This is a genomic window from Brevibacterium sp. VCM10, from assembly GCF_000583215.1.
GTDB lineage: Bacteria > Actinomycetota > Actinomycetes > Actinomycetales > Brevibacteriaceae > Brevibacterium > Brevibacterium linens.
This window is the reverse complement of sequence record NZ_JAJB01000014.1, coordinates 86005-103099: the sequence shown is the minus strand read 5'-3', so window position 1 is coordinate 103099 and position 17095 is coordinate 86005. Positions and strand designations below refer to the sequence as shown.

General features: G+C 65.6%; 14 protein-coding genes. 1 reads left to right on the top strand and 13 read right to left on the bottom strand.

The window, feature by feature from the left end:
• Nucleotides 1-76: 76 nt before the first annotated feature.
• From AD89_RS0103725 to glyA, 10 genes are all read right to left on the bottom strand, one after another.
• The gene (locus AD89_RS0103725) at nt 77-1810 is read right to left on the bottom strand and encodes a CotH kinase family protein (protein ID WP_025777266.1); all 1734 of its coding nucleotides are present in this window, start codon (nt 1808-1810) and stop codon (nt 77-79) included.
• A gap of 1 nt (nt 1811) precedes the next feature.
• Nucleotides 1812-2498 carry a DUF4956 domain-containing protein gene (locus AD89_RS0103720; RefSeq protein ID WP_025777265.1) on the bottom strand — a complete coding sequence of 229 codons (687 nt, stop codon included), beginning with the start codon at nt 2496-2498 and terminating at the stop codon, nt 1812-1814.
• A gap of 90 nt (nt 2499-2588) precedes the next feature.
• Nucleotides 2589-3560, bottom strand: a complete 972-nt coding sequence (locus AD89_RS0103715) for a polyphosphate polymerase domain-containing protein (RefSeq protein ID WP_197021711.1) — start codon at nt 3558-3560, stop codon at nt 2589-2591.
• A 241-nt stretch (nt 3561-3801) separates the two neighbouring features.
• A complete protein-coding gene (gene purU / locus AD89_RS0103710) occupies nt 3802-4656 on the bottom strand; it encodes a formyltetrahydrofolate deformylase (protein WP_025777263.1) in 855 nt (284 codons plus the stop codon).
• 82 nt (nt 4657-4738) lie between these two features.
• Nucleotides 4739-6199, bottom strand: a complete 1461-nt coding sequence (locus AD89_RS0103705; RefSeq protein ID WP_025777262.1) for an L-serine ammonia-lyase — start codon at nt 6197-6199, stop codon at nt 4739-4741.
• The gene (locus AD89_RS0103700; protein WP_025777261.1) at nt 6199-6897 is read right to left on the bottom strand and encodes a sarcosine oxidase subunit gamma; all 699 of its coding nucleotides are present in this window, start codon (nt 6895-6897) and stop codon (nt 6199-6201) included. The genes AD89_RS0103705 and AD89_RS0103700 overlap by 1 nt, the downstream gene beginning before the upstream one ends.
• Nucleotides 6890-9817: a 2Fe-2S iron-sulfur cluster-binding protein gene (locus AD89_RS0103695; protein WP_035319780.1), complete on the bottom strand. Its 2928-nt coding sequence runs from the start codon at nt 9815-9817 to the stop codon at nt 6890-6892. The genes AD89_RS0103700 and AD89_RS0103695 overlap by 8 nt, the downstream gene beginning before the upstream one ends.
• Nucleotides 9814-10104 carry a sarcosine oxidase subunit delta gene (locus AD89_RS0103690; RefSeq protein ID WP_025777259.1) on the bottom strand — a complete coding sequence of 97 codons (291 nt, stop codon included), beginning with the start codon at nt 10102-10104 and terminating at the stop codon, nt 9814-9816. Before AD89_RS0103690 ends, AD89_RS0103695 begins: the two co-directional genes overlap by 4 nt.
• Nucleotides 10105-10126: 22 nt before the next feature.
• Nucleotides 10127-11344 (bottom strand): sarcosine oxidase subunit beta family protein, encoded by a 1218-nt coding sequence (locus AD89_RS0103685; protein ID WP_025777258.1) that lies wholly within the window; start codon nt 11342-11344, stop codon nt 10127-10129.
• Nucleotides 11344-12738 (bottom strand): serine hydroxymethyltransferase, encoded by a 1395-nt coding sequence (gene glyA / locus AD89_RS0103680; RefSeq protein ID WP_025777257.1) that lies wholly within the window; start codon nt 12736-12738, stop codon nt 11344-11346. The genes AD89_RS0103685 and glyA overlap by 1 nt, the downstream gene beginning before the upstream one ends.
• A 136-nt stretch (nt 12739-12874) precedes the next feature.
• On the opposite strand from glyA, the gene AD89_RS0103675 reads away from it, so the two are divergent.
• A complete protein-coding gene (locus AD89_RS0103675) occupies nt 12875-13537 on the top strand; it encodes a GntR family transcriptional regulator (RefSeq protein WP_025777256.1) in 663 nt (220 codons plus the stop codon).
• A gap of 17 nt (nt 13538-13554) precedes the next feature.
• On the opposite strand, the gene AD89_RS0103670 is transcribed toward AD89_RS0103675, so the two are convergent.
• The 3 genes from AD89_RS0103670 to AD89_RS0103660 all read right to left on the bottom strand — a co-directional run bounded on the left by AD89_RS0103670 (nt 13555) and on the right by AD89_RS0103660 (nt 17059).
• Nucleotides 13555-14247, bottom strand: a complete 693-nt coding sequence (locus AD89_RS0103670; protein ID WP_025777255.1) for an IclR family transcriptional regulator — start codon at nt 14245-14247, stop codon at nt 13555-13557.
• A 108-nt stretch (nt 14248-14355) separates the two neighbouring features.
• Entirely contained in the window at nt 14356-15609 is a 1254-nt protein-coding gene (locus tag AD89_RS0103665) for an aminopeptidase P family protein (protein ID WP_025777254.1), read from the bottom strand.
• Between the two features lie 100 nt (nt 15610-15709).
• Nucleotides 15710-17059, bottom strand: a complete 1350-nt coding sequence (locus AD89_RS0103660) for an MFS transporter (RefSeq protein ID WP_025777253.1) — start codon at nt 17057-17059, stop codon at nt 15710-15712.
• Nucleotides 17060-17095 lie beyond the last annotated feature (36 nt).

Below are 17095 nucleotides of genomic sequence, written 5' to 3'. Positions count from 1 at the left end.
GCCGGATCCACCCGCAGGAGACAGCGATGGCAACTCAATCGGTCGCGAGCGTCGCTGACGCTCTCGATCGGCGCGGTCACTGTCCGGGAGGACCGCCGTTGTCGAGCATCGAGGTCGACTCCTCGGGTGCTTCCGCACTGATCTCGGAGAGCGCCTTCCTCAGCGAGGCCACAGCGGAGTCGGTATCCTCATCACCCGCTGCGGTCGCCTGCTTCGCGATCTGTTCGAGGGTGGCGTTCACCGAACCGTCCTCGATGAGCGACGAGTACAGCTCGGAATAGGCTTCCTCGTAGAGCTTGTGGAAGTCCTCGTTGTCGAGGAATCGCTCCTTGAGCACTCCACTGCCGCGCGAGCCGCCTCCCTTCTCACCGTCGCCGTCGCCCTGCGCACCGTCGGATCCTGCACCGCCGGGGCCCGCGCCGGGGCCCGCTCCTTGGCCTCCGCCGGGGCCGCCTTCGGGCATACCTTCTCCAGCTTGCGCAGCCTGCTGGCCGCCGTCCGCAGAGTCACTCTCAGCGGTGTCGCCACCGCTTCCCGGCATACCGCCCACTCCTCCCATGCTCGACAGCGACATGTTGAGGTCCCAGGACAGAACCGTGAACTTGTCCTCCTCCGTGTCGTACCAGAGGTAGTAGTTGTTCCCCGGACCGTCCATGGCATCGCCATTGGACAGGAGCTCCTGAGTGGCGAGGTACGTCGCGAACGACTCGACGTCGACATGCTCGTGGAGCTCCTCGGCGAATTCCTCGTCGTCGGAGTTGTTGACGAAGTCGAGCAGATTCATCACGGGCTGCATGTCGTAGGAGCCGTCGGCGTTGATCTGCTTGAAGGCATCGTCATAGTCCGTCGGATCCTCGCCGAGGTAGTCGAACGATCCGCCCGCACGCCCCTTGTAGAGCACACCGTTGCCGTACTCATCCGCCCACTGAGCGTCGGGTGCATCGAGCACGAGTCGTGCCGCCGAGTCGCTGCCGTTGACGCTCACCGAGGTGAACGAGTAATCCTGGGTCGTCTGCCCGGATTCGGCGGTCAGGCTCAGCGCGAGCGCCTCGTTGAGGGCGGTGTCCGATCCCGAGGCGGCCGGCCGGAGAGCGATCTCGGTGTGCCCCTGGTAGGCGCGACCGTCGTCGTACTCGTCGAAGCTGACGAGCCACGGCAGCTCCTCGGGGCTGTCCTCGGACAGCTGCACCATGCCCATGCCGCCGCCCTGCCGGTCGTCCGCCTGCCCTGTGGCGTCTTGCCGGTCGTCCGCCTGCTCAGCGTCACCCTGCCGGGCCTGACGATCGCCGCCCTGCCCATCGGGCATCTGGGGAGCATCGGCTCCTCCGCCTCCCGGCATGCCAGAATCGCCGCGCAGAGACATCAGAGTTGAGTTTCCCTTGAGCCGGAGACCGACATCCTCGATGAGAGTGCCGTCGATCGTCATGTCTGCTTTGATGTACTCTTTCTCCCCCTCGTCCTGGAACGTCGCCATCATGTCCTCATACTCCGACTGATCGAAGGTGATCTCGATCGAATGGCTCTTGCCGTCGAACAGATTTCCTTCTCCGGCGATGTCGTTGGACACGACCTCCTCGGAGACGAGCTGAGAGGTGATGTAGGGCCTGACGGTATAGCCGCCGAAGAGCAGGACGACCGCGACGAACCCGGCAGCGACCGCTGCCGCAGTCTTCCAGTAGTGCCTCAGCCGCACAGGCAATCGGTGCCGCAGCCGCCTCTTCTTCGGCCGGTCGGGCGCAGTCGCCTCGGCAGTGGGGTGATCGACAGGCGACTGTTCGTTCGGAACTGGATCTCGCTGCTCCTCGCTCATCTCACATGTCCGTCTGGTCGTACCCGGTCAGAACCGTCGCCTTCTGTCCGACGTTGACGGCCCGCAGGCGGTTGATGAGCTCGCTGGGTTCGACACCTTTCTTGAGCTTCGCCGTGTAGCTGTACTCCATGAGCGATCCGCCGCGGATGCTCTCGGTGCTGATGAGTTCGTATTCGTCGGTCGAGGCGATGAGGATGTCGTCGAGCTGATCAGCATAGACATCTCCATCGGCGGGCACCTGCACCTTGACGACCTGACGCTGGACGTTGAGGCCGAAGAGATCGAAGCGGTACATGAGGTAGATGACGGCGCAGATGAAGACCGTGGCGATGATGGCAAGAGTGTAGAAGCGCGTTCCGCAGGCCATACCGATGCCCATCACGAGGAAGATGAAGCCGACGTCTCTCGTCTCTTTGATCGCATTGCGGAATCTCACCACGGAGAGTGCTCCGACAAGGGCGAAAGCCCTGGCGATGTTCGAGCCGACGATGAGCATGATGAGAGCGACGAGCATGCCGAGGATGATGAGTGTCTGCACATAGCTCTGGCTGTAGCTGACGTTCTGGTGGGTTGCCCGGTACACCCAGGCGACGACCAGGCTGCAGGCGAGGGCGAGCAGCAGTGAGAGCACGACGTCCATGACGCTGAAAGTGCCGGAGAGGTCGGTGAGGTTGAAGTCCAAATTCATACTGTGGGAAGTTCCTGTTCTCTGTTGTCTGAGGGTGAATAGCGATCGGGCTCGGTCCAAGTCCGACTGCTGGTTCTGTGAGCTGAGTGGTCAGGCGGGAAGGACATGTTGGTCCTCTGGTGCGTGGAAGACCGAACGCGGCGCCAGACCATGGGACTCGACGCTCTGGCAGTATTTGGAGATCCGCTGGATCTGCAATCCGTATCGGGCGGCCATGTCCGTGACCCAGTAAGGCGCTCGTTCGTTGACCTTGACTTCCATGACGGCGAGGTCAGGGCGGATGATGTACCGATTCTCGGTCTCCGCCCGGAGATCGAAGTCGCGGTCTCTTCCCCGCACGCGGTGATCGAGGGTCACACGCAGACCGAGGTCCGCATCTCTGCCCACATAGGGTTCGCGACGATAACCGGTCATCGCGATGGGACGCAGATCGAGCCGGATGATGAGGTCGAGGACCTCATCGACGAAAGGCTGGTCGGAGCTGGAGACGTCGATGCGCTCACGCCGGTCGCACAGAGCCAGCGCCTGCTTGTACGGGAGGATGACGCGTCTTTTCTGCGTCACCCGGTTGACCCGCTGTTTGATCTCGACGGATACGGGACTGTTCTCGTCAGCGACCTCACCGGTGTCCCCGTAGCGGCGGATGCGCAGCTTACGCCGAAACTTCAGCCCCTCGATCTTCTCGTAGTAGAAGCGCAGGTGGGAGGTGTCATAGTAGACGCTCCAGACTCCGTAGCCGCGCGGCCCGGCATAGGCGTCTCGTTCCATACGCTCATTCAGCTCGGCACGGATGTCGCCGACCTGGTTCGACGGCACCAAGTATTTGAGTTCATAGCGGTTGAACGCGTGGAGGCTGCTGGGCGCGCGGAGCCGGTCTCCCTGCTCGACCTCCCGACTGTCCTGCTCATCCTGCGCCGTCGGATCACTCGTGAGCTGTTCGTTCGGGCGCTGCGCTCCCGGGCCCCGAACTCCTGCCTCGGCCTCGTTGTTACGTCCCCGCGTATTCGACGCTCCTGTGTGGTCGATGTCGTCGGTCTCGTTTCCCCTGAATCTGAATCGCACCTTCTGCAATCCCTTCTCATCGGCTTCCGGTCTCAGAAAATTCTGGGTAAACAGCCGATGAACGGACTATGTCCGAACTGTGTGGCAGCTGTGCGACGCTGTGCGACAGAACCGGAGCGCGAACGACGGGGCCGCCGAGCGACGTCGACCGCGCAGGTTCACGTCGCTGCAACACGGTATTTCGTGTGCGGTCGACGCGAACCTGCGCGGTCGAAGGAGATGTTGTCGAGGCGCGGACGCCTCAGCGCAGGACGATGGTCCTCTTGCCCGAGAGGAACACGCGGCCGTCGCAGTGCCACTTCACGGCGTTGGACAGCGCCTTGCACTCGGCATCGCGGCCGGCGGCGACGAGGTCCTCGGGAGTGAAGGCATGGTCGACCTCGACGAGCTGCTGGGCGATGATCGGGCCCTCGTCGAGTTCGGAGTTGACGAAGTGCGCGGTCGCCCCGACGGTCTTGACCCCGCGCTCCCATGCCTGATGGTAGGGCTTGGCACCCTTGAACGACGGCAGGAACGAGTGGTGGATGTTGATGGCGCGTCCTGTGAGTTCGCGCGCGAGGTCGTCGGAGAGGATCTGCATATAGCGGGCGAGCACCACGAGGTCGACCTCGAAGCGGTCGACGAGTTCGAGCAGCTTCGCCTCGGCCTCGGGCTTCGTCTCCTTCGTCACCGGGACCCGGAAGAACGGAATGCCGTGCCATTCGACGAGCTCCCGATGGTCGGGGTGGTTCGACACGACCGCGGCGATCTCGATCGGCAGCTCGCCGACCCGGGCCCGGAAGAGCAGATCGTTGAGGCAGTGCTCGAACTTCGAGACCATGATGAGCACCCGCCGCTTCTGACCCTGCGGCCACAGCTGCCAGGTCGCCCCGAACTCCTCGCCGAGGGCCTCGAAGTCGCTGCGCAGCGCTTCGATCCCGTTGCCCGGCTCGTCGGAGACGCTGAAGTCGATGCGCAGGAACAGCTGCTGGGTCGACTGGTCGTCGAACTGTTTGAGTTCCTTGATATCGCCTCCGTGGGTGAGCAGAGCGCCGGTCACCGAGTGGAGGATGCCGGGGCGCTCTGCGCATTCGAGGGTGAAGATGTAGTCCTGCATGTCTGAATCTTTCTGTTCAGTAGTGCCGAGTCCGGGGTGGTGCAATATCTGCAGGCGGCGCGAAAACTGGGAATCGTGCCGCTCAGCATTCGATGACGTTGACGGCGAGTCCGCCGCGCGATGTCTCCTTGTACTTCGATTTCATATCGGCTCCAGTCTTCCGCATGGTCTCGATCGCCTGGTCGAGACTCACCCGGTGGGAGCCGTCGCCGTGCATGGCCAGCCGGGCCGCATTGATCGCCTTCACCGAGGCGATAGCATTGCGTTCGATGCACGGCACCTGCACAAGGCCGCCGACCGGATCGCAGGTCAGCCCGAGGTTGTGCTCGAGTCCGATCTCCGCGGCGTTCTCCACCTGCTCCGGTGTTCCGCCGAGCACGGCGCACAGTCCTGCGGCAGCCATCGCGCAGGCCGATCCGACCTCCCCCTGGCAGCCCACCTCGGCGCCGGAGATCGAGGCATTGCGCTTGAACAGGATTCCGATGGCCCCGGCGGTGAGCAGGAACTGCACGACGGCATCGTCCGAGACGCTCGCATCGCCCTCGCCGTCGCTGCCGCCGGTGACGAACCGGTCCATATAGTGCAGCACCGCGGGGATGATGCCCGCGGCCCCGTTCGTCGGGGCGGTGACGATCCGCCCGCCCGAGGCGTTCTCCTCGTTGACGGCCAGCGCGTAGAGGTTGACCCATTCGAGGGCGTCGAGGGAGCCCGATGCCCGATAGTCCGCGGCTTCGAGCTTTACCTTCAGTTCCGGGGCGCGGCGGCGCACCTTGAGTCCGCCGGGCAGCGTCGTCTCGGCGCGGGTGCAGCCGTTGTGCACGCATTCGCGCATCACCGCCCAGATCACGAGCAGCCGGGCCCGCAGGTTCTCATCAGTCCGGCGGACTCGTTCGTTGACCGCCATGAGATCGGCGATGGACAGCCCATGCGCCCGACACTGTGCAAGCAGTTCATCGGCGGTGGAGAATTCGATGACGTCACCGTCCCGACCTGGTCCCCTTGCACTGTCCTCGCCGGATCCGGGACCGCTCGCGGCCGCGTCGATCGCCTCGGCGGCGTCCTTCTCCGCGGCGAGCTCCTCGGCGGTGACGACGAAGCCCCCGCCCACCGAGTAGTACTCGCGCTCGATGAGCTCACCGGCCGCCTCGGCGCTGATGCGCATCCCATTGGGATGGCCGGGCAGGGATTCCCGCAGGTGCAGGGTGAGGTCCGATCGAACGTCGAAGGGCACATCCCTTCGCCCGCCGAGGCTGAGCGTCCCTTCCTCGCGGACCCTGGCGACCAGCGGGCTCACGGAATCCGGGTCGAGCGTCTCCGGTTCCTTCCCGCTCAGTCCGGCCAGCACGGCGGAGTCCGAGCCGTGCCCGATTCCCGTCGCCCCCAGCGACCCGAAGAGGCCGACCCGGATCGCGTCGACGCGATCGAGCAGACCCTCTGCGGCGAGTTCGTCGACGAAGCGCACCGCCGCACGCATCGGTCCCACCGTGTGCGAGGAGGAGGGCCCGATGCCGATCGAGAACAGATCGAGGACCCCGAGTGCCATCAGCCGGCGCCCCCTTCAGAACCCGCCGACGAGCCGTCCGCACCGGCCGCCGCCGCATCCTCATCGAGGAATTCGGCCATTCCGTCGAGCAGCCAGCGGACCGTGAAGTCTGCGAAGCTCGCTCGCGGGTAGACACGGTATTCGAGCACCGAGGAGTGATGGAGGATGACCGGCACGGGACCCAGCGCAGTGACGATCGCGGAGCCGATGCCGAAGGCCCGCGGGTGGAGGTCGGCGCGGCAGCTCTTCTCGAGCACCTCGCGAGCCTTGGACCCGCTCAGCTGCAGGATGGTGCGGTTGGCCGAGTGGTCGAGGGCCTGCCCGGGCAGTCCTGCGAGTCCCGCCTCGGCGACGAGGGTCTCTCCCGGCTGCTGCTGGCGGGAGACGTCGACGGCGAGGAACTCGTCGGGGCTTAGCCACAGGACGTGCAGACCTGCCTGGTCCCCGGTGACCTCGCCGACGCGGCGCGGCAGGGGCAGACCGAAGGTGTTCTCGAGGGACTTCCACGAGGCGGAGTCCGGTTCGGCGCGCAGCCCGAGCTGCACGGAGAACGGCAGTTCGCGCAGGGCCACTGCCTTGCCGCCGGCCTGGGTGGCCGCGGCCATCTCACGGCTGAGGTGGGCGGCCGGGGAGACACGCAGATCGTCGAGACCCGCGGTCGACTTCGCAGGTGAAGTGGTGTAAGTGGTGTCAGCCATCGCGGCGGTTTCCTTCCGGATCGTAGAAGACGGGCGAGGTGATCTCGACATCGATCAAGGTGTCTCCCAGCGGGGACTGAACGATCTCACCTTCACGGTTGCGGCCGTTCTCGACCATCGCCAGACCGAACGGACGGTCGAGGCTCGGCGAGATATAGGACGAGGTGACGTGCCCGATCATCGGCACCGGACCGGCCTCCGGTGTGACCGGGGTGCCCGAGGTGATGAGCTGGGCGCCTTCGGCCAGGCGGGTCGTGCCGTCGACGGGCAGCACTCCGACGAGGTGCTTACGGTCCTCACGGGCCGTGTCGACTCTGGAGTAGGAGCGTTTGCCGATGAAGTCCTTGACCTTCGACACGATCCACTCCATGCCCGCGTCCTGAGGGGTGACGGTGCCGTCGGTGTCCTGACCGACGATGATGAAGCCCTTCTCCGCACGCAGCACGTGCATGACCTCGGTGCCGTACGGGGTGATGTCGAACTCGGCCCCCGCCTCGGCGACAGCCTCCCAGACGGTCAGCCCGTAGAACGTGTCGACGTTGATCTCGAAGGCGAGCTCACCGGAGAACGAGATCCGGCAGATGCGGGCGGGAATGCCGTTCGCCAGGGTGGTCTCGCGGAAGCCCATGAACTCGAAGGCGTCGTTGGAGACGTCGAGGTTCGGGGCGAGCTTGGCGATGACATCGCGGGACCGGGGGCCGGCCACGGCGACGGTCGACCACTGCTCGGTCACCGAGGTGAAGACGACGTCGAGGTCGGGCCATTCGGTCTGATGCCATTCCTCGAGCCATTCGAGGACGGTCGCCGCCCCACCGGTCGTCGTCGTCATGTAGTAGCGGTCCTCGGCCACGCGCAGGGTCACGCCGTCGTCGAAGATCATGCCGTCGGGCTTGCACATCAGCCCGTAGCGACCCTTGCCGACCTTCAGCTTCTTGAAGCCGTTCGTGTAGATCTGGCCGAGGAATTCCCCGGCGTCCTTCCCGCGGATCTCGATCTTGCCGAGCGTCGAGGCGTCCTGGAAGCCGACGGATTCGCGCACCGCCTTGCCCTCGCGCAGCACCGCCGCCTCCATGTCCTCACCCGGCTTCGGGTAGTACCAGGGCCGCTTCCACTGACCGACGTCTTCGAACTCGGCACCATGAGCGACGTGCCAGGGGTGGATCGAGGTGACGCGGGCGGGATCGAAGAGTTCGCCCTTGCGCCGTCCGGCCAGTGCCGCGAAAGGCACCGGGGCGAAGGGGGCGCGGAAGGTCGTGTGCCCGACCTGACCGAGGTCGTCGGCCTCCCCCAGCACCGAGGCGATCGCGCCGATCGCATTGACCGCGGAGGTCTTGCCCTGATCGTTCGCCGTCGAAATCGAGGTGTAGCGCTTGATGTGCTCGACCGAACGCATGCCCGCACCCATCGCCCGCTGCACATCGGCGACGGTCTGGTCACGCTGGAAGTCGATGAAGTGCGTGGTCAGGTTCGTGTGATCGTCCTGCGCGGAGGTGACCAGCCACAGCGGACGGGCCGGGGCATACGCCATCGGCGAGGCGGCGGGGACGGAGAGCGCGGCCGGGAAACCGGTGCGGTTCGCTGCCTGGCTGCCTGCCTCGGCGCCCTGCCGCAGTGCCGCCTCGAGGGAATAGTCCCCCGTCACTGCTCCGACCGTGAACTGGTCACGCACGGGCGTCGTCGGCACGAAGGCCGCGATGTCGACGTTCCAGTGGATTGCGCCCTTGCGCTGACCGTGCAGGTGGATGACCGGCGAATGTCCGCCGGAGACCGCGAGCAGGTCGACGGGAATGCTCTCACCGTTCTCGGCTGCGACGGCGTCGGCGTCGAGCTCGGCGACGGTGAGGGAGCTGATGCGTCCGGCTGGACCTTCACCGGCGGTGCCGGTGACCGCTGAGCCGAGGATCAGTCGTGTGCCCGTGGCTGCGGTGACGGATTCGGCCACCGCCGAGGCGGTCGGGCGGGAGTCGATGACCGCAGGGACGGTGATGCCTGCCGCGTGGAGGTCGGTGACGAGATCATAAGCGGAGTCGTTCGTCGTCGCCACGGCCACGTTCTGGCCTGCGGCGACCCCGTAGCGGCCGAGGTAGGTGCGCATGGCCGAGGCGAGCATGATGCCGGGGCGGTCGTTGTCGGCGAAGACGATCGGACGGTCGTGAGAGCCGGTGGCGAGCACGACCTGACCGGCGCGAATGTGCCAGACCTTCTGCCGCACTCCGTGGCCGCCGGCGGCGGCAACCGCGTCGGTGCGGTCTTCGAGGGCGACGAAGTAGTTCGAGTCGTAGCTGCCGAAGACCGTGGTGTTCGGGACATAGGTGAGTTCTTCGTGCTCGGCGAATCCGGCGACGATGGACTCGACCCACTCCAGGGCGTCGACGTCGTCGATGGTCTCGGCCGTGGCCGGTCCCGCCGCCAGCAGCGAGCCGCCGGGCAGCGACTGGTCGTCGAGGAGCAGGGTACGGGCACCGGACTTGCCGGCCTCACGTGCGGCGGCGAGTCCGGCGGGGCCGGCGCCGACGATGAGAACGTCGGTGTGCACATGCTTGTGCTCGTAGGTCAGTTCGTCCTGGCCGGGGTCGAGGATGCCGAGCCCGGCGAGGTAGTCGGCCTCGAGCCCTTCGGCGATGGCGACGCGGGTGGCGGGCAGCATCGACTCGGAGACGTCTCCGGAGAACCGGGAGTGCACGCGCACGAGCGCATTGGACTCCTCGACGCCGGCGCCGAGGATGCCGCGGGCGCGTCCGAGGTAGGTCGAATTGCCGCAGTCGATGCGGCCGGCGGCGATCAGCGCGCTGGCGATCGTGTCACCGGCGAAGCCCGAGTAGGCCTGTCCGTCGACGGTGAAGTCGATCGGGCGGGTGGTGTCGATGCCGGTGGCAGAGGGCAGACGAGAAGCGGAGTGCAGACGGGTGGTGTTCGTCATCGAACCTCTCCTTGTGTGTCGGGACGGGGCGAGCCGATCGGGTAGATCGCGGTGAAGTCGTAGGTGGCCGTGTCGCGGACGGCGTTGAACCACTTCCGGCAGCCGGCGCTGTGGCTCCACATCTCGGCGAAGGCGCCGCGGCTGTTCTCACGGTAGAAGAGGTACTCGGCCCATTCCCTGTCGGTCAGGGCGTACGGGTCTTCGGGGTAGGCAACGTGGGCCTGTCCGCCGTAGTGGAATTCGGTTTCGTCGCGTGGCCCGCAGTTCGGGCAGTGGATGAGCAGCATGTCGGTGTCTCTTTCCTTCCGCTCAGTGGGCCACGGCTGCGGCGCCGTGTTCGTCGATGAGGTGGCCGGTTTCGAAGCGGTCGAGGGCGAATGGGGCGTTGAGCGGGTGGGGTTCGTCGTTCGCGATGGTGTGGGCGTAGGTGAAGCCCGCCGCCGGTGTTCCCTTGAAGCCTCCGGTGCCCCAGCCGCAGTTGGCGTAGAGTCCGTCGACCTCGGTCTTCGACACGATCGGTGAGGCGTCGAGGGTGACGTCGACGTTGCCGCCCCAGGTGCGCAGCACATGGGCGCGGGCGAAGATCGGGAAGAGCTCGACCGCGGCGGCCAGCTGTTCCTCGATGACGTGGAAGCCGCCTCGTTGGCCGTATCCGTTGTAGGAGTCGACGCCGGCGCCCATGACGAGTTCGCCCTTGTGCGCCTGGGAGACGTAGACGTGGACGTGGTTGGACATGACCACGGTCGGGTGCACGGGTTCGAAGAGTTCGGAGACCAGTGCCTGCAGCGGGTGGGTCTGGATCGGCAGGCGGATCCCGGCCATGTCGGCGAGCACCGAGGAGTCCCCGGCCACGGCCAACGCGACCTTCTCGGTGGCGATCGGTCCGCGGTTCGTCTGCACGCCCACGACCTGATCGCCGATGCGTTCGATGCCGGTGACCTCGCAGTTCTGGATGATGTCGACACCCATTTCGTCGGCCTTGCGGGCGAAGGCCCAGGCGACGTGATCGTGCTTGGCGATGCCGGCGCGCGGCTGATAGGTGCCGCCCATCACGGGGTAGCGGAGGTCGTCGCCGATGTTGATGATCGGGCAGACTTCCTTGACTTGGCTTGCATCGAGCCATTCGGCGTCGACGCCGTTGAGCGTGTTCGCGTTCACGCGGCGCTGGGATTCGCGGACGTCCTGGAGGGTGTGGGCGAGGTTGAGCACGCCGCGCTGGGAGAAGAGGAAGTCGTAGTCGAGCTCTTCGGGCAGCTGCTCCCAGAGCTTGAGGGACGTCTCGTAGATCGCGGCGGATTCGTCCCACAGGTAGTTCGAGCGGATGATCGTCGTGTTGCGGGCCATGTTGCCCCCGGCGAGCCAGCCGCGTTCGAGAATGGCGATGTTCGTCATTCCGTGGTTCTTCGCCAGGTAGTAGGCGGTGGCGAGGCCGTGTCCGCCGCCGCCGACGATGACGGCTTCGTAGGACTTCTTCGGCTCCGGGTTGCGCCACAGGAAGTCGGGGTGTTCGGGAAGCTGGTCAGCCATCAGCGTGCTCCGATCTCGGTGAGGGTGGGGTACAGGGGGTGGTCGTTCGCGAGTCGGGTCACGCGTGCGCTCAGTTCGGCGATGACCTCCGGGCTCGCGCCGTTGTCGTCGGTGCCGGCCTTGAGCGCCCCGGCGATGATGTCGGCCGCCTCGGCGAATGCTTCGCTGCCGAAGCCGCGACTGGCCAGTGCCGGGGTGCCGATCCGCAGTCCGGAGGTGACCATCGGCGGTCGGGGGTCGTCGGGGACGGCGTTGCGGTTGACGGTGATGCCGATCTGGGCGAGCAGATCTTCGGCCTGGGCTCCGTCGAGGGTCGAGTTGCGCAGATCGACGAGGACGAGGTGGACGTCGGTGCCGCCGGTGAGGACGGAGATCCCGCGCTCGGCGACATCGCTCTCGGTCAGGCGGCGGGCGAGTTCAGAAGCCCCGGCCAGGGTCCGCTTCTGCTTGTCGACGAAGGTGTCGGTGGCGGCCAGGCCGAAGGCCACGGCCTTGCCGGCGATCACGTGTTCGAGGGGTCCGCCCTGCTGACCGGGGAAGACGGCGGAGTTGATCTTCTTTGCGATGTCCGCGTCATTGGTGAGGATGATGCCGCCTCGGGGGCCGCCGAGGGTCTTGTGCGTCGTCGAGGACACGACGTGGGCGTGCGGGACCGGTGAGGGGTGGAGGCCCGCGGCGACGAGTCCGGCGAAGTGGGCCATGTCGACCATGAGGTAGGCACCGACGGAGTCGGCGATGCGGCGGAACTCGGCGAAGTCGAGCTGCCGGGTGTAGGCCGACCAGCCGGCGACGATGAGCTTCGGCTGGTGTTCCTGGGCGAGGCGTTCGACTTCGGCCATGTCGACGCGTCCGGTGTCGTCGAGGCCGTAGGGGACGATCGAGTAGAGGCGGCCGGAGAAGTTGATCTTCATTCCGTGGGTGAGGTGGCCGCCGTGGGCGAGGTTGAGTCCGAGGACGGTGTCGCCGGGACGGATGAGGGCGTGCATGACCGAGGCGTTGGCCTGAGCACCGGAGTGCGGCTGGACGTTGGCGTACGCGGCGCCGAAGAGGGCCTTGACGCGGTCGATGGCGATGCGTTCGATCTCATCGACGTGTTCGCAGCCGCCGTAGTAGCGGCGGCCCGGGTAGCCCTCGGCGTACTTGTTCGTGAGCACCGATCCTTGAGCCTCCATGACTGCCGCGGCGGTGTGGTTCTCCGAGGCGATCATCTCCAGGCCCTCGCGCTGCCGGGCCAGTTCGGCGTCGATGAAGCCGGCGATTGAGGGATCGAGTTCGGCGATCGGAGTGCTCAGTTCGACGGGTTCACGGCTGGGGAAGGTCTCAGCGGAAGCGCCCGCCGAGGCATCGGGCGTGGCGGTGTCATCGACGGCGGGAGCCGCGAGCTGCTCTGTCATGGATCTCCTTCGATCGGTGCCGATCAGCCGACCTCGTCTGATCAGCAACTAATATATCAGATGCGTTCCTGTAGTGTAGGCAGAGAGATCCAGCCGACGCAATACGTTGCCCGCAAAGAGTTCGAGGAGTCTTCTCATGAGCACATCCGCCGATGCGACGTCACCGACGACGTCCTTGGCGAATCACGCCTATGAGATCCTGCGGCACCGGCTCATCATGCTCGACATCGCTCCGGGCGATCCGATCAACGAGGCGGCCCTGAGTTCCGAGCTCGACGTCGGGCGAACCCCCATCCGAGAGGCACTCAAACGCCTCGAGCGCGATCACCTCGTCGTGTCGTATCCGCGGCGCGGGACCTTCGCCACGAATGTCGACCTCACCGATCTGTCGACGATCTCGGAGATGCGCGAGGCTCTCGAACCGATCGCCGCCAGGCGCGCGGCGCGCAACCTCACCCCGGAGCGGCGCATGGACTTCACGGCCGCCATCGCCGACCTCAGGGCGCTCGAGGCGACCGACGAGCAGCGCACTCTCATGGAGCGCGACCTCGACGTCCATCGCCTCATCTACAGCTCTGTGGACAACCCGCACCTGTCGGAGACCCTCATCCGCCTCGACGATCTGGCCACCCGCATCTGGTGTCTGGTCATCCCGGGGATCCCGGATCTCATCACCCACATCCGCGAGCACATCGATCTGCTCGAGGCGATCCTCGACGGCGATGAGGAGGCCGTCGCCGCCCGCGCCGCCGAGCACGTCCGCGAGTTCGACAAGACCGTCCGCTCCACCTTGCGCTGAGCGCCGGCAGTCACATCTCAGTGACCGCCGAGCCGCTGCGACACCCGTTTGGCAGCTTGGACGCAATGTTCGCCGAGTTCGGCGACTCGGTCGGCATCGGTGCGGAATTTCGGTGCGGCGATGAGGATCGCTGCGGTGACCTCTCCGCGATGATCGCGCACCGGCGCGGCGATGCCGACCTCGTGCGGTGAGGTCTCTGCATCGTTGAGGGCATAGGCGAAACCGTCGGCGTGTCCTGTTCCGGCCGCGGCGTTGAGGAACACCTTCACCGAGGCGCTGCCCTCCGTTCGGTACCTCGACCCCAGACTGGAGGTGTGCTTGACCGGCTGGGGACTCGGTATCTGCTCGACCGTGATCGCCTCCGCCCCGTCCCAGACCATCAGCGCACTCGTCTCCGTGGTCGTGCGCGTGAGCGTCTGCAGGATCGGGTAGGCGGCACGTCGGACGTCGAGGTCGGCCAGCAGCGGCCCGGCGATCGCAATGATCCCGAGGCCGAGGCGATACCGTTTGGACGGCACCTGCTCGACGATACCCTCCTGCTCGAGTGAGGCGAGGATGCGTGACACCGAACTCTTGTGCAACCCCACACGCGGTGCGATTTCAGTGACTCCGAGTTCCTGTCGATCGGGTGAGAAGCATCGGAGGATGGCCACGGTGTTCTCGATGACCGAGGCGCCGCGTCGTGACTGGTCGGAAGAGTGTGGGGACATGTGGTGATTATATTCGCAGGCGATCGCGCCGGCCGGTGCTACGAGACGATGTGCGCTCGCAGAACCGGCCGACGCCCAGGTTCTCGGTCGATTCGAACGGACTGCCGATCAGGCCGGAATGATGTTGTGTTCGGGGCCGAAGGGGAACTTCGTGATGTCCTCGGATTCGTCCTCCCCGACGACGACGATGTCGTGTTCGCGGTATCCGCCGGCGCCCGGCTGCCCCTCGGGAATGGTGATCATCGGTTCCATGGAGATGACCATGCCCGGCTCGATGACGGTGTCGATGTCCTCGCGCAGTTCGAGCCCGGCCTCGCGCCCGTAGTAGTGGCTGAGCACGCCGAAGGAATGCCCGTAGCCGAAAGTGCGGTTGGCGAAGAGCCCTTGCTCGAGATAGATCTCGTTGAGCTCGGCCGCGATGTCCTTGCACACGGCGCCCGGCTTGATGAGTTCGATGCCGCGCTTATGCACCTCGACGTTGACATTCCACAGCTCGAGCGAACGCTCATCGGGCTGACCGTAGAAGAGTGTGCGCTCCAGTGCCGTGTAGTAGCCGGTCGGCATCGGGAAGCAGTTGAGGCTGAGGATGTCACCCTTGCGGACCTTGCGCGTGGTCGCCCAGTTGTGGGCGCCGTCGGTGTTGATCCCCGACTGGAACCACACCCACGTGTCTCGAACCTCCTGGTCGGGGAAGGTCTTCGCGATCTCGTGAACCATCGCCTCGGTGCCGATGAGAGCGACCTCGTACTCGCTGATCCCTTCGGTGATCGCATCTCTGATCGCCTCGCCGCCGAGGTCGCCGATTCTAGCGCTGTGCTTGATCACCTCGATCTCCTCGGCCGACTTGATCATCCGCTGGCGCATGGCCTCGTGGGAGACGTCGACGAGCGTTGCGTCTGGGAATGCACCCTGGATCCGATTGCGGTCCTCCAGCGGCAGATTGTCGTCCTCGACTCCGAGGCGGCGGGGATTGCCGATCCCACGTTGACGCAGTCCCTCTTGGATCGCGAAGTAGTAGTTGTCCCGACGCCAATCGGTGTAGACGATGTTTTCGCCGTAGCTGGTCCGCCAGGGCATGCCGGCGTCGATGTTCGCGGTGATGGTGACCGTGTCGTCGGGCGTGACGAGCATGGCATAGGACCTGCCGAAGTAGGTGAAGAGGAAGTCAGAGTAGTACTTGATGTTGTGGTACGAGGTGAGGATCACGGCGTCGAGCTCCTTCTCGGCCATGATCGAACGCAGTCCGGTCAGCCTGCGCTCCATCTCCGCGTCGGAGAACGTCAGTGGTGTCTTCGACCCGTTGTGCAGGACCTTGATTCGCTCCAGGTCGGCGACGGATGCGTTGTCGGCGAAGGTGGTCATCGTTTTCTCCTATTCGTTCGGCACGGCTGCGCGTCGGGCACAGCCGCGTGTGATTGACAGCTGCGCGTCCGGCGAGCTGCGAGAGTGGCGGCTGCGCTCGTCAGACTTCGCGCAGGGGTTTGTGGAAGGTCTCCTTGGCGCAGATGACAGCGCCCAAGCAGACGGCCGCAGCGGCCATGAGGTACCAGCCGGGAGCCAGGTTCGAGTTGGTCACCCCGATGAGCAGAGTGGCCATGAACGGAGCCGTACCGCCGAACAGCGCGTTCGAGACGTTGAAGCTCACGGCAAATCCGGTGTAGCGGATCCGGGTCGGGAACATCTCCGCGAGGAAGCTCGGCAGGGTGCCGTCGTTGAGCGTGAGCATGGCCCCGAGGGCGATCTCAATGAGGACGACGACAGCGAAGCTTCCGGTATCGAGGAGCATGAAGGCAGGCACCGTGAGGACGATGAAGCAGATGGAGGCGATGGTGAGCATCCGTTTGCGCCCGAACCGGTCGGAGGCCAGACCGGTGAGCAGGATGAAGCCGATGTAGGTCACAAGAGCAATGGTCGTGGCGACGAATGATTCCGTCGCCCCGTAGCCGAGTTCCGTGGTGAGATACGTGGGCATGTAGGTGAGAACGACGTAGAAGCCGACAGCATTGAGCAGGACCGCGCACATCGCGATGAGCAGCGGCCGCCAGTGATCACGGAACATCGCGAACACCGGGGCCTTGATGACCTCATCCTGCTGCGCGAGCTCACGGAAGGCCGGGGTGTCCTCGAGTCGGGTGCGGATGTAACGTCCGATGAGCCCCATGGGCGCGGCGAGGAAGAACGGGAGCCTCCAACCCCAGGTCTCCAGCTGAACGTCGGTGAGGGCAGAGGACAGCACCGCGGCCAGCACGGAGCCCAGCAGCAGGCCGGTCGCCGTGCTGGCGGGAACCACTGCCGCGTACAGTCCGCGTCGCCGCGGTGGTGCGTATTCGACGAGGAACGCCGAGGCGCCCGCATATTCGCCTGCCGCGGAGAATCCTTGGACGAGGCGGACGACGAGCAGCAGCACCGGAGCGAGGAAGCCGGCGACCGCGAAGCTCGGCAGCAGACCGATCGCAAAGGTCGAGACCGACATGATGAGGATCGACACGGACAGTGCGGAGCGACGTCCGATCTTGTCCCCGATGTGCCCCCAGATGAAGCCGCCGATGGGACGGACGACGAAGGACACGGCGAAGACCGCGAAGGTCGACAGGAGAGCGAGATTGCCTTCGGACCTGGGAAAGAAGACGAGCGAGATCGTGGTGGCGAAATAGCCGTATACCCCGTAGTCGAACCATTCGACGAAGTTGCCGACGAAGCTGGCCGAGACGACACGTCGCAGCGTCCGCTTCTGTTCGAGCGTGGGGTGCTCGGACGATGACGGCCTCGTCTTCGCTGCGTCATTGTCCTCTGGAGCCAGGTCCGACTTCATTGTCTTCTCCGATGTGGTGGGCGGCTGAGATTCCCA

Coding starts and splice junctions, on each gene's coding strand:
- AD89_RS0103725 (WP_025777266.1), bottom strand. CDS start 1,810: ATGAGCGAGGAGCAGCGAGATCCAGTTCCGAACGAACAGTCGCCTGTC.
- AD89_RS0103690 (WP_025777259.1), bottom strand. CDS start 10,104: ATGCTGCTCATCCACTGCCCGAACTGCGGGCCACGCGACGAAACCGAA.
- glyA (WP_025777257.1), bottom strand. CDS start 12,738: ATGACAGAGCAGCTCGCGGCTCCCGCCGTCGATGACACCGCCACGCCC.
- AD89_RS0103720 (WP_025777265.1), bottom strand. CDS start 2,498: ATGAATTTGGACTTCAACCTCACCGACCTCTCCGGCACTTTCAGCGTC.
- AD89_RS0103705 (WP_025777262.1), bottom strand. CDS start 6,199: ATGGCACTCGGGGTCCTCGATCTGTTCTCGATCGGCATCGGGCCCTCC.
- AD89_RS0103700 (WP_025777261.1), bottom strand. CDS start 6,897: ATGGCTGACACCACTTACACCACTTCACCTGCGAAGTCGACCGCGGGT.
- AD89_RS0103685 (WP_025777258.1), bottom strand. CDS start 11,344: ATGGCTGACCAGCTTCCCGAACACCCCGACTTCCTGTGGCGCAACCCG.
- AD89_RS0103675 (WP_025777256.1), top strand. CDS start 12,875: ATGAGCACATCCGCCGATGCGACGTCACCGACGACGTCCTTGGCGAAT.
- AD89_RS0103670 (WP_025777255.1), bottom strand. CDS start 14,247: ATGTCCCCACACTCTTCCGACCAGTCACGACGCGGCGCCTCGGTCATC.
- AD89_RS0103665 (WP_025777254.1), bottom strand. CDS start 15,609: ATGACCACCTTCGCCGACAACGCATCCGTCGCCGACCTGGAGCGAATC.
- purU (WP_025777263.1), bottom strand. CDS start 4,656: ATGCAGGACTACATCTTCACCCTCGAATGCGCAGAGCGCCCCGGCATC.
- AD89_RS0103660 (WP_025777253.1), bottom strand. CDS start 17,059: ATGAAGTCGGACCTGGCTCCAGAGGACAATGACGCAGCGAAGACGAGG.
- AD89_RS0103695 (WP_035319780.1), bottom strand. CDS start 9,817: ATGACGAACACCACCCGTCTGCACTCCGCTTCTCGTCTGCCCTCTGCC.